The organism is Chitinophaga niastensis (assembly GCF_003014755.1).
GTDB classification, from domain to species: Bacteria; Bacteroidota; Bacteroidia; order Chitinophagales; family Chitinophagaceae; genus Chitinophaga; species Chitinophaga niastensis.
The window spans coordinates 1,050,516-1,063,379 of the sequence record NZ_PYAW01000002.1 but is presented as its reverse complement, the minus strand read 5'-3'; the positions used below and the strand labels follow the sequence as shown (position 1 = coordinate 1,063,379).

Annotated in this window: 11 protein-coding genes; 6 read left to right on the top strand and 5 right to left on the bottom strand. The window is 43.8% G+C overall.

Going from position 1 to position 12,864, the window contains the following annotated elements; genetic code table 11:
• Window positions 1-43 precede the first annotated feature (43 nt).
• The 4 genes from CLV51_RS29150 to CLV51_RS12870 all read right to left on the bottom strand — a co-directional run bounded on the left by CLV51_RS29150 (window position 44) and on the right by CLV51_RS12870 (window position 1,031).
• A complete protein-coding gene (locus CLV51_RS29150) occupies window positions 44-220 on the bottom strand; it encodes a class I lanthipeptide (RefSeq protein WP_158266999.1) in 177 nt (58 codons plus the stop codon).
• 66 nt (window positions 221-286) lie between these two features.
• A complete protein-coding gene (locus CLV51_RS12880) occupies window positions 287-466 on the bottom strand; it encodes a class I lanthipeptide (protein ID WP_106528433.1) in 180 nt (59 codons plus the stop codon).
• 92 nt (window positions 467-558) lie between these two features.
• The gene (locus tag CLV51_RS12875) at window positions 559-753 is read right to left on the bottom strand and encodes a class I lanthipeptide (protein WP_146151278.1); all 195 of its coding nucleotides are present in this window, start codon (window positions 751-753) and stop codon (window positions 559-561) included.
• A 98-nt stretch (window positions 754-851) separates the two neighbouring features.
• A complete protein-coding gene (locus CLV51_RS12870) occupies window positions 852-1,031 on the bottom strand; it encodes a class I lanthipeptide (RefSeq protein ID WP_106528431.1) in 180 nt (59 codons plus the stop codon).
• Window positions 1,032-1,439: 408 nt separating this feature from the next.
• Here CLV51_RS12870 and CLV51_RS12865 point away from each other — a divergent pair, with 408 nt between their 5' ends.
• The 5 genes from CLV51_RS12865 (at window position 1,440) to CLV51_RS12845 (ending at window position 9,322) form a co-directional block, all read left to right on the top strand.
• Window positions 1,440-2,939 carry a ferritin-like domain-containing protein gene (locus CLV51_RS12865; RefSeq protein WP_106528430.1) on the top strand — a complete coding sequence of 500 codons (1,500 nt, stop codon included), beginning with the start codon at window positions 1,440-1,442 and terminating at the stop codon, window positions 2,937-2,939.
• Between the two features lie 21 nt (window positions 2,940-2,960).
• Entirely contained in the window at window positions 2,961-5,255 is a 2,295-nt protein-coding gene (locus CLV51_RS12860) for a hypothetical protein (protein WP_106528429.1), read from the top strand.
• A complete protein-coding gene (locus CLV51_RS12855; protein ID WP_245898704.1) occupies window positions 5,252-6,637 on the top strand; it encodes a radical SAM/SPASM domain-containing protein in 1,386 nt (461 codons plus the stop codon). Before CLV51_RS12860 ends, CLV51_RS12855 begins: the two co-directional genes overlap by 4 nt.
• A gap of 20 nt (window positions 6,638-6,657) precedes the next feature.
• Entirely contained in the window at window positions 6,658-8,136 is a 1,479-nt protein-coding gene (gene qhpG, locus CLV51_RS12850; RefSeq protein WP_106528428.1) for a flavin-dependent monooxygenase QhpG, read from the top strand.
• Between the two features lie 121 nt (window positions 8,137-8,257).
• Window positions 8,258-9,322 (top strand): serine hydrolase domain-containing protein, encoded by a 1,065-nt coding sequence (locus CLV51_RS12845; RefSeq protein WP_106528427.1) that lies wholly within the window; start codon window positions 8,258-8,260, stop codon window positions 9,320-9,322.
• 55 nt (window positions 9,323-9,377) lie between these two features.
• On the opposite strand, the gene CLV51_RS12840 is transcribed toward CLV51_RS12845, so the two are convergent.
• The gene (locus CLV51_RS12840; protein ID WP_106528426.1) at window positions 9,378-10,181 is read right to left on the bottom strand and encodes a C1 family peptidase; all 804 of its coding nucleotides are present in this window, start codon (window positions 10,179-10,181) and stop codon (window positions 9,378-9,380) included.
• 264 nt (window positions 10,182-10,445) lie between these two features.
• On the opposite strand from CLV51_RS12840, the gene CLV51_RS12835 reads away from it, so the two are divergent.
• Window positions 10,446-12,824, top strand: a complete 2,379-nt coding sequence (locus CLV51_RS12835; protein WP_106528425.1) for an ABC transporter permease — start codon at window positions 10,446-10,448, stop codon at window positions 12,822-12,824.
• Window positions 12,825-12,864 lie beyond the last annotated feature (40 nt).

Here is a 12,864-nt window from a genome sequence, read left to right as displayed (position 1 = left end):
CCTCCCCTGTCTATAGCCATGGGGCGGTTGTTCAGCTTATTTGTTACTGGGTAAAAACGCAACCATCCGGACAGGTAGGTTCATTTGTGTTTACACAGCAGGCACTCCACATGGTCCTTATACCGCCTACTAATTTGGATGCTTCCTGTTGATTCAGTTCAACAAGGGTTTCTTTTTTTAGCATCAATTTTTTGCTGAATTCGAGTTTTTTCTTTTTCATACTGTAAATAAAAAAATGAGAATCCTCCCCTGTCTATAGCCATGGGGCGGTTGTTCAGCTTATTTATTAATGCGTTCTCACACAAGCGTCCGGGCAGGTGAGTTCATTGGTGTTCACGCAGCAGGTGCTCCACCAGGTCAATGGCATACCGCCTACTAATTTGGATGTTTCCTGTTGATTCAGTTCTACGAGGGCTTCTTTTTTCAGCATTAATTTTTTGCTGAATTCGAGTTTTTTCTTCTTCATAAAAAGTGGATTTTGTTGGACATACCTCTCCCTGTAGCTGTTGGGCAACAGCCAGGATTAAAGTCATCCGGGATTAAAGAATAGATACTATCCTAACAAGCAACACATGCCTGCTGATGAGGCGGTATGGTTGCACAGGTTTCATACAGCGTGTATTCACAGGGAAATCGTCGTGTAAAGAGCTGTAATCCACCGGCTATAGCAGCCTGTTGCTGCGTATTCAGTGCAGCAATCGTTTCTTTATTAAGAGACAGTTTTTTCTCTAAAGGCATTTTTCTCTTTCTCATAAGAGGAGGGTTTACGGGTCAATTATATTTTGGAAGTAACCATTGTTGAAGCCGGGTTAACAGCCATCAAAATAGTTCGGGTCTAACAAAATGCAGGGCTACAGGCACATATATCCAGGTCTGGGGTGACTTTCACAAGTATCTTGCGGATCATAGGTATTGCAATACTGTGAAGCAGCACCACCCGCCAATTGGTTTTGTTGTTGTTTGCTGAGTGTGGCAACAGTCTTTTTAGTAAAAGACAGCTTTCTCTCTAAAGAAAGTTTTTTCTTTTTCATAACATACGTTTTCATTACAGTCCTCCCCTGTCTTTAACGAAGCAGTAACGCCATGGGGCGGTTGTTCAGCGTAAGAAATTGATGAAGGGAAATAAAATGATTTATGTGAATAGAGACATAGTGTGCCAGGTTATTTATGAGATTTTGTGATTTTGAAGATAAGTAAATTGATCTTTAAAAAAAAATTGTTTTTAAATAAGCATATAACATCTCATAAAGCATCCCTGACTTAAATTCATTTTGTCAGTTCATAAAAATGTAGTTATTTTATTAACCTCATTAACCACAAAGACGACAACGACAAAATAACCATTCAAAACGTCTTTCATGAAACACCCCTCATGCCCTTAAGTGGCTATCTGCTGTAATTCCAATCACTCATCACAATCAATTAAAACACGCACCAGTATGCAACGTAATTACCAACGTTTCCTCGGCCCTGTATTTAAAAGAGCCCGGATAGAAGAACGCCGGCAAGAACTCAACAGGCAATCCGCACTCCTTGGCGGAAAGGAAGGAATCCATACTTTCTACAACGAAGAACTGTACGATGACAAACAAAAAATTATTGTGCCCCCGGAATTTAACGGCAAAGACTATGTTACCTTTCTGTTACACATAGATGCAGAAATTGAACATGGCCTGATGCTGCAATACCTGTATGCAGCCTATAGTCTCGGCGGACCACAGGTCCCTGAAAAGTACCGGGATCAGATCAGCTCCTGGCAGGAAGTGATCCTGGGCATCGCCAAAGAGGAAATGGGGCATTTTGTTTCTGTACAGAATGTACTGAAACTCATTGGCGGACCACTTCATTTTGAAAGACAGGATTACCCCTGGGATACTCCTTTTTATCCGTTCCCTTTCAAGCTGGAAGCGCTTACACTCAATTCACTGGCTAAATACGTGTATGCAGAAGCGCCGGTATCATTTATAAACAGTGATGATCCGCTGGCAAAAGAGATCAAAGACAGGGTGAATGCAGAAGTGCCAAAAGCCAATACAGTAGGTGCGCTTTTCCATGTATTGCTGCAGCTGATACAGGATCCGGAGGTAATCAGTGATGAAATATTCCAGGCAGACACCTATCCGTTCCAGGCCAAATTTGATGAGTGGGGCCGTGGATACAAAGGCGGTCAACGTGGCAACACCAAAAAAGGCAGTCCCGCCGGCAGCCCGGATGTACTGGTAATGCCACTGGCCAGCAGAGATGATGCTTACAATGCCCTCAATGCTATTGCTGAACAGGGAGAAGATAATACAGTGGAGTCAGCAGAACCTTCTCACTTTATTCGTTTTCTGAATGTTTATAAAGAAATGCGTGATGTAGTGCATGAGGCAAACGGTGCCTGGACACCTGCCAGGAATGTGGCCGTTAACCCTTATATACCGGATGATGTGGAAGATGGCAGCACCGATCCTTCTGAAGGACAAACAGCAGATGAAGAAAGAGATAAGATCACCAATCCGGAAGCACAGAACTGGGGCCATCTCTTTAACCTGCGGTATCGGATGCTGCTGAATTTCCTTACCCACAGCTTTGTACTGGAAGACGGACTCAATAGTGCCGGTGCCATTACGCCAAGAGGACTTATCATTAATTCCACCTTCGGTGAGATGTATAATCTGCGCAGCATTGCCACTGTATTGGTACAACTGCCGCTCAACGTAGGTACCGGTAACAAAACAGCAGGTCCTCCTTTCCTCATTCCGTATACATTATCGCTGCCTTCCGGCGAGCATAACAGATGGCGCACACATGCCGATCTTATACAAGCATCCGCTAAAATGATACACACATTGCTGGTAACTACCCCGGAAAAAAATCATCGTTACCTGTACGCATTACATGAAGCAGATAATAAACTGCTACAGATCATCAATGACATGCTACAGATCAACGCTTAACATCACCTCAAAATAACAGCTATGAAAATCACTGAAATACGTATACTACCTCCTTTTGCCGTAGCCAGACTGGGTTCATCCCCTACTCCATTGGCGGCTTATGATCTTGAAATACCGGCAGACAAACCACTGGGCTTCCGCAAAATAGTACCTCAGCCCACGTTTACAGTAGACCCCACTACGCATGAAATAAGTGTAGATAAACCGACGGAAATTATTTTCAAAGATGCACAGGATACCAAAGACACCAGTGGCACTATACGCCCGGTAGCCCCTTTCCTGGAGGTATTTGCTATCACTGACGAAAAACCGGGAGTGCTGGTGCCCCTTACTACTGATCTGCTGGAACTGGCGGGTTACCACGTGGAAGATATCGTCTGGATTGTCTATCTGTACAACTCCAAAATAATGCGCAGAACAAATAACGATGGCGACAACATCATGGCTACAGTGGCTATCCATAACGATTTTGCACCCAGACAGGTGATGGCTGCCTGCGCTAATTTTCTACCCGGTAAAAAACTCCCACTGGGTACGGTGCAGTTCATTAAACCCAGCAAAGAATTTCCACAGATCCGTTTTCGTTATACGCCGGGCGGCGGTAAAGTATACGGCTCTTCTCTCAATAGCATAAAAGCCGAAGGACAGCCACCGACCCCTGATCCCAATATAAAAAATGCGTCTTATGTACTGTATGATCCAACTAAACCCTGGGCCAGTTACAGCGAATCACCCGATTTTAATCCCAACTACACGATGCCCGCACAGATCTTTGCAGGTTATGCAGATAACGCAGGTAATCAGCACAGCTGGGGATATATTGATGATGAATGCGACGGCACTATCATTTTTAATATAGGACCCACAGAACGACCAATATTGATTGCATCTGCTCATGTATGTGCCGGCCCCCCTGCATTTGCGCCGGATATATTGCCTATCCGTGCTATTTCTGATGAGCTGGAACAAATTCTTATGGGCACGGACAGAGAAGGAGAAGTATCTATTGATGAAGCAGAAGAAATTGTACGCCGGGCCATTGAATCCATCACGTTGATGAATACCGCTGTCATGAATGGTAATCCTATCAATGGCAGATGGAACGTGGCCAGCACAATGGTACGCCAGGATACCAATGATTTTGGCAGACTATTCGAGCCAATCATGGCCAGTTCCATCGTAGACAACCTGGCATTGCGTTCTTTGCATGAAAGGGTTTTTAATGGACTGAGTACCGGTATGGCTGCCTGGTTTGCCGATGCATTGCGCAGACCAGATAAAATAGGTGACCTCTCCGATAAAGAACGACGCAAAATGCCGGGACTGATGCGTGGCGCCGATGGCCGCGGTCTTACACTTACTTACCGCATGATCAACACAGTTATACAGGCCGCAGCATCTGCTATGTTCCGGGATAACGTGAACGCCTCTACGCAAGCTACACAGCATACGGAATCCATCAAAGCCAATGACTTCAACGCTCAGTTACATTACCGTGGACATGGCAACCCTTACAGTGTTCTGTCAAGAGCGGCTATTTCCAACTGCTTTCCCGGCCTGGAGTCCGACTTCAGAAACCTTTGGCGTCATATCTTTTTAGATCTTACTATCAGCGAAAATGATAACTATGTGCTGCACGATTCTACCGATAGAAAACTGCAGGGACGCCGTATTGTAGGCATCAATGGTAAGCCTACCATGGTAATGGGAGAAGGCCCGGTATTCCCCGGTGGCGACAGTGTTCCGCTCACAACGAAAGACAATCCGAATGGCGCCGCATTTATGGAGTGGTCCAATTTCTTTGCTTCACTGGGTGTGAAAGGTGGCGATACCCTTACGCTACAGTTTACACCTGGGGAAGCAACACTACCGGTATTGGTAACAGCCGAACAGCTGAAAGACACCACAGCATTCCCGGCCTATACTTTTATCATGCGTGAAATTTTTACGCCCAATAAAGCAGAAATATCGCGTGCATTACTGCGCCCGGGAGAACTCACACAAGGTCTGTGTGCCCCCTGGCAAAATGATTACCGGGAGTGTGCCTGTTACTACTGGGCTGCTACCCGTCCGGATTATGTAAACGTAGAACCGGGCGATAATGGTCTCAGTAAAGGAGATATGTGGCTGGCAAAAAGACGCACCGGTGAATATGTACCTGATAACCGCGTAGATACACGGCTGTTCAGTTACAACGATCTATTCCAGAACTGGGAAGGTGAACTCAACTTCATCATCAACGGCCGTGATGCGCTGAGCAGTGGTAACACAAACAACAAGGAGGCTTCCATCAATAACAACAAAAACAAACAATGATGCACGCCCCTAACGCTCCTGTAACAAAACATTCACTCACCGCGATTGCCGCTGAACTGGCGTCGCAGATAGCCAGGCAGTCATTGCCTGGCTCTTCTCAAATACATATTGTTCCCTCTACAGGTAACACACAGCTCTTCGTTAGCAATGGCAGCCGGTTACATAAGATCTCCGAAGCCGTGGAACAGCGCCTTCTACAGCTGATAACACAGCAGGATGAAGCTGCCATTAACATAGAACTGATAGCATTGGGACTGGATACCACCCCGCTGATAGATGATGTACCACTGAAAAGCCCGGGGATTTATGCCCTCTCCCTGGCCATTGCGCAAAAATGTAACATGGGCTGTACCTATTGTTACGCGGACCAGGGCGACTTCGGCGGACCAGCAAAAAACATGCAGATAGATACGGCAAAAAAATCCATAGACCTGTTGTTGAAAGATTGCACACCAGGTAGTAAAGTACAGGTTACTTTCCTGGGCGGAGAGCCACTTATCAATCGTAAGGCCCTGCGTGAAGCCACTGTGTATGCAGCGGCGGCAGGTGCACAAAATAATGTACAGGTCAACTTTTCCATTACCACCAATGGTACATTGCTGAAAACAGATGATGCCGCTTTCTTTGAAGAACATGGCTTTGCTGTCACTATCAGCCTGGATGGTATTGGCGCACAGCACGACAAACAACGCCCGCTGAAAAACGGTGCCGGTACGTATGAACAGATCATTGAAAAGATACAACCGCTGCTCGCTGCGCAGCGGCGCATGCAGGTATCGGCAAGGGTAACGGTTACGCCTACCCATATCAACCTGGGTGAAACGCTGTTGGAATTTATTGATATGGGCTTTCACAGTGTTGGCTTCTCTCCGCTGCTGCGGTCTGCAAATGGCCGTGATGAAATGACGAAGCAGGATCTGGAAGGGATGCTGCAGGGCATGATAACATGCGGGCTGATGTTTGAACAGCATGTGGTGCAAGGCAAGCGCTTTCCGTTTCTGAATATGGTAAATGCTTTAAAAGAAATTGCCAAAGGCACCCATCGTCCTTATCCCTGCGGAGCAGGCGCCGGCTATATGGGCGTATCTGCTGATGGCGATATGTTTGCCTGTCATCGTTTTGTGAATGAAGCCGCCGGCAGTATGGGCAATATCTATGAGGGTGTAGATGCCACGTTGCAGAATAACTGGCTGCAATCCAGGCATGTGCATAACCAGCTGCCATGCAATAGCTGCTGGGCCAAATATCTGTGCGGAGGTGGTTGTCATCATGAAGTGCTGGAAAAAGGCCGCCATGCCTGCGATTATATCAGGGGATGGCTGCATTATACGATGCAGGCACATGAACGAATGACCAGGCTCGCACCGGATTGGTACCGCTAGCGCAAAACAGGAACAATTACATGGAAACATTTGACATACTGATTATCGGCGCAGGCTCGGCAGGAACATGCGCTGCATTGCGCCTGCTCTCGCTCGGCTATCGCGTTGCCATGGTGGAAAACGAATCCTTTCCGCGGCCGCAGATAGGTGAGTCGCTTTCACCGGGCATACATAATATTTTTGAATACCTCGGCGCTGCGCATCTGTTACAACAGGATTACTGTCTGCATCAACTGCCGGCGCAGGTGATATGGGAATCGCAAACACCCGTTATACTTACAGCGCAGCTTCGTGGCAATGGAGGAATGGTCAACAGAGGTTTGCTGGATAAAGGACTACTGGACCTTGCCGTAGCAGGCGGATTAATTTTATATCAACCTGCCAGGTATGAGCGTTGTCAATACAATGATAATACCTGGCAGGTAAACATCCGGCAAGATGATATTTCCATCACCCTATCGGCTTTATTTGTGCTGGATGCACGTGGACGACGGGGTATCAGTCAACAGCAACGCCTGCTCACGGCACCTCCTATGGTAGGCTTGTGGGCTTACACACAGGCAGCTCATATGCCGGCAGCTACCTGTGTAGAAGCGGTTGAAAACGGATGGTGCTGGGGTTCTCCTATGCACGATGGCCGGTACAGGATCATTACCTTCATTGATCCCAAAGCGATAAAGCAACAAGCTGCTCCGCTGTTGTACAACAATATGCTGGATAAAACACAGCTATTCCAACAGGGGCTCAAACATGGACCACTACACGATATCCAAACCTGCAATGTTTTTTCCTATGCACACACACGACCCTGGCATAACCGGTGGCTGCAACTGGGAGAAGCTGCATTCGCTATTGATCCGCTGTCATCTACCGGCGTAGAAAAAGCCATGCGCTTTTCCCTGCAGGCCGTCATTGCCATCAACACTGTTTTGAAAAACGGGGAAGAGGAGCTGGCACAAAATTTTTATGAAGAGCGACTGATAACATCGGTAGTAAATCATACACAATGGACAGCACAATATTATGCACAGGCATGGCCCGGTGAAGCACATCATTTCTGGAAAGAACGATCCCATCTGTTCCTTCAGGATAAGCACAAACATGGTCCTTTCGCGCAGCAGTTAACAACCGCTTTGCATCAGCAACACCATATTTCACCCGCTTCTCCTGAAAAAACCTTAGATATACAACATGAACTGCAACGATTATGGAACGGCAAAATGCATATTTCATCTGCCATCACCTATGTGCAATCGCCCTGTGTAATAAACGACCGCTTACAAATGAAAACGGCCATACAACACCCTAACCTGCAACGGGAAATAGCTTTCCTGGAAACAGCAGAAATCCTACCACTACTGGTGATCGCAGATCAGGCGCACACATTTGGTAACCTGGTACAGGAATGGAGCAAGCTGCTGTCTTTCCCGCTGGCAGCAAAAATGGCAGTATATCTTTGGGATAAAAAGATCCTGTGTGAAACTATTGAAGAAGATTAAAGGCTTATGATAGTCATGACTATCAATTATGCCATTCGTCCCATTTTCTATTATATTAACTAATGATAAAAAAAACATAGATTAGATGCAAAATACCCATCACTTTAACACTTAAATTTTGATGAAAAACATTATCCTTATACTGGTACTTGCATTGGGAAATACAGCGTACGGGCAAATAAGCAAAGTCAATAAGGTGATAGATTCCTGCGTCACCAATAGCAATTTTAATGGTGTGGTATTGATTGCAAAAAGCGGGAAAATAGATTATCTGAAATATACAGGAATTGCCAACAGACACTATGACATCAAATTCTCTGAAGCATCAAGATTTCATATTTTTTCTGTTACTAAAACATTTACAGCTGTTTTAATCATGCAGCTGTATGAACAAAAAAGGATCAATTTAGATGCTACTATATCCACTTACTATCCTGAATACAAAGGCGAAGCCGGTAAAAAAGCTACTATCAGAAACCTCCTTACCTATAGTAGCGGCAGAGATACCAAAGAGATGAAGGACGTTTTGGATGTATACAGTAATGATATATGGACGGTGGATACTTTTATTACAAAATACTGTTCAGAAAAATTGATCGATACGCCCGGCACTAAATTTAATTACAACAATGGCGATTACATTATACTGGGTAAAATAATTGAAAATATTTGTAGAAAACCATACGAAGATGTATTAAGAGAAAAGATATTGATTCCGCTTAAAATGCAGCATACAGATTATCTGCATCATAATGATATTATAAAGGGTATGGCCGAAGGTTATGCTACAGAAGACAGCAGCAACACCAAATTAACGATGCCTACTAATTATTACATAGATAACCTCTATTCAGCCGGGGCGATGTATTCTACACCGGAAGATCTGTTAATTTTTGATCAGGCCCTTTTCAACCACACTATACTAAAAAAAGAAACGGTTGACCTCATGCTTACTTCCTATAAAAACCTTGGTGATGCAGCATTTGGCCTTTGGGTATATCCGAGAAAATTCGGTAATGTAAATACTGTTTTTGCTGAAAGACAAGGAGGAGGTTATGGGCATCATTCCAACTGGGTGCACCTGGTAGATAAAGATCTGACATTTATTTTATTATCAAATACCAATACGGTTGATCTGAATAAAATGCGATTGCAGGTAATAGCTGCTTATTTAGGTCAATATTAATTTCCTGAAAAGGCATCGGTTTGTATCGATGCCTTTTTAGTTTGTGACCAGGCTGCTATGCTACTACCCGGATAGTCCAGAAATCACTGCAATATGCTGCGCTGGAAATATAGGCGTATGGCATCCAGAAAAAACCTTTTAATCCCCAGTTTTCTCCCCAGGAATTACGCACCAGCACTGCCTGCCGCGCGTCGTCGTAGCCTACAGCCACTGTTGCATGACCACCTTCTACTTGTTCTGTTAACAGATCAGGCATTGGCATTATCCCGGTAGTCCTCACTGCATCAGATATAAAGCTGGTGTATACTGTAAAACCGAAAACAAATGGATAACCTTCTGCGAGGCAACCTTTGAGTGTATTCAGATTTAATATGAGACGCTGGTACCCAAGTATCTGATTCTTCAAACCACTCGTGTAGCAAGATTTTGGAGGCTTTACAGCGAACTTTGCTCCGGGGGCAGAAGTATCGTCATAGGGCCAGTGTGTTTCATCACAAACGCCTTGTTTATTGAGCGACTTAATACCATCCCGCAAAAAAGCACCACTGTCTGTGCTTACTGTATGCTCCAAAGCACGTTCATTATAGTAAATGAAAAGCCGGGATGGGTAAAATAATTTGTTGGTTTGTTTTTTCCGGTCGAACTGAAATGCGCCGGATAAAGCGTTGGCGGTGCAACTGCCGAGCGCTCCCTGATCGTAAATTTTACCAAAGCCATTGCTCAGGTCAGTTTTTGCAGGAAGTTGTTGCATTACTTTTAATGGGGCGGCATACATATAATCCCTGGCATCAGGTAAGTCGGGGAGCCAACCCATTTTATACTTTACGGGCGTTGTTTGTTTTGCTTTTGCTTTTGCCATAAAAAGAATTTTTAGGGTGAATGGGATTGCGGTTTCGGGGGATATTGGGGTCAATTAAAGGTACGCACATTTTATGAGCAGGAAAATACCCTGAACTGCTGAACTACAGCAGGCGATCGGAAATGAACACCTGCTGTATCAAAAGCGGACAAACAGTATTATAATTTTCCTGTAAATTCATGATTTTCAGGTATTAGCTATCAGGTATTGTATTTGTACAGCACACGTCACTCACTATTTCATTTCTCTATAAACAAAGATGTAATGTTTAAATACAACATCAGTATTATATGGCGTAATCTTCTTAAAGACCGCCAGTTTACCATTCTTAACCTGTTAGGATTGTCTACAGGTTTGGCCTGCTCCTTATTCATATGGTTATGGATCTCGGATGAATTGAATGTAGACAAGTACAATGAAAAAGATCCACAGCTTTACCAGGTGATGGCTAACCAGAAAGCGGATGGTGGCATCAAAACAATGCCGGCTACGCCGGGGCTGTTGGCCAAATCATTAGGGGAAGAAATACCGGAAGTTGAGCATGCTGTATCTGTACTTCCTGCTTCCTGGTTTCCGTATAAAGGTATTCTTTCAAATGGGGATACACATATCAAAGCAAGCGGGCAGTACGTTGGAAAAGATTATTTCAATGTTTTTACCTGTCATCTTATAGCAGGCAACAAAGACCAGGTGCTCACTGATAAATCTTTTGTTGTTATCTCCGAAGAACTCGCAAAAAAACTTTTCCATACAACAGAAAATATTGTTGGCAAATCATTAAAATGGGATCAACAGGAGTTTGGTGGCTTGTTTACGATCTCCGGCATCTTTAAAAAAAATCCTTCATCCGCCACTGATCAATTTGACCTCCTGTTCAATTACAGCCTGTTCCTGGAAAAAAGACCCGAATTATTGCAGTGGGGGAACAATGACCCGAGCACTTATGTAATTGTAAAAAACGGGACCAATATTGATCTGCTCAATAATAAGATGAAAGGTTTTGTACAACAAAAAGATAAAGATGCCGCCAGCAGCTTATTTCTTACACGGTTCTCCGACAGATATCTTCATGGGAACTATGAAAACGGTGTACAGGCAGGTGGCAGGATCACCTATGTAAAATTGTTCTCCATTATCGCGATACTGATACTGATGATTGCCTGTATCAATTTCATGAATTTGTCTACAGCAAAGGCTTCCCGGAGGATGAAAGAAATAGGTATTAAAAAAGTAATGGGCGCCAGTCGCGGTGGGCTTATTTTGCAGTACTTAGGCGAATCCACGCTAATGGCTTTTTTATCCCTGTTCGTTGCTATTATCCTCATCTTTTTTTTATTACCGGTGTTTAATGAAATTGCCGGTAAACAATTGAGTCTGCATGTTAATAGCATGCTTATTTCCGTTGTTCTGGGCATTACAATACTTACCGGCCTTCTAGCAGGCAGCTACCCGGCTTTCTATCTTTCCCGTTTTAACCCGTTAAAAGTATTAAAAGGCAAATTAAATACTTCCTTCGGAGAACTGCTGATACGTAAAGGTTTGATAGTATTTCAGTTTACTTTATCTGTTCTTTTTATTGCCGCTGTTTTAATCGTCTACAAACAATTAAACTATATACAATCAAAGAACCTGGGATATAACAGGGATAATATTATTCATTTTGAAATTCCATTGGCGATGGATACTGTAAAAATGAATAATGCCATTGCTTTTGTAAATGAACTAAAAAATATCCCGGGGGTAATCAATACTTCCAGCTATTATCATAACCTGCTGGGCGACCATGGTGGCACCTCCGCACTCGAATGGCCAGGGAAAAATAAAAATACAAATATTGATTTTTCCAATCTTGAAGTAGGCTATAATTTCCTTGAAACTGCTGGTATCAATATTAAAGAAGGGCGAAATTTTTCCGGCAATGTCAATTCGCATAAAGAGATTATCCTGAATGAAACTGCTATAAAAAGCATGGGGTTAAAAGATCCTGTAGGAAAAACCATTCAACTCTGGGGTGAGCAGCGACAAATTGTAGGCATTGCTGCCGACTTCAACTTTGAATCATTATACCAAACGGTGAAACCATGCTTCTTCCAGGTTTTCCCTGTTATGCCTAATGTGATCGTTAAAATTAACGGCAACATGGAACAACAAACGATAGAAAAAATAAAACAGTCTTACTTAGCTTTTAATCACGGGATGGCGTTTGATTATCGTTTTCTGGATGATGATTACCAGGCACTTTATTCCTCAGAAAAAAGAGTGGGTATTTTATCCCGTTACTTTGCGGGCCTGGCCATCATTATATCCTGTCTTGGCTTATTTGGCCTCTCAGCATTTACCGCACAAAGAAGACAAAAAGAAATCAGTATCCGCAAAGTTGTTGGTGCTTCGATAAGCAGTGTTGCTTTCCTGGTATCAAAGGAATTTTTCAAATTGGTGCTGATTGCTGTGGTATTAGCTTTCCTGCTTGTATGGTGGCTCATGAATAACTGGCTGAATTATTTTGCATATCGCATCCACATTGGATTTGATATCTTCCTCATAACAGCGGCTACGATAACTATCATTACTTTGCTGACCGTAAGTTTCCAGGCCATTAAAGCGGCCCTTGCCAATCCGGTTAAAAATCTGAGAACAGAATAAGAAGCTCAAAATTTTGTTGATGCCATCATTGTGGCTGCTT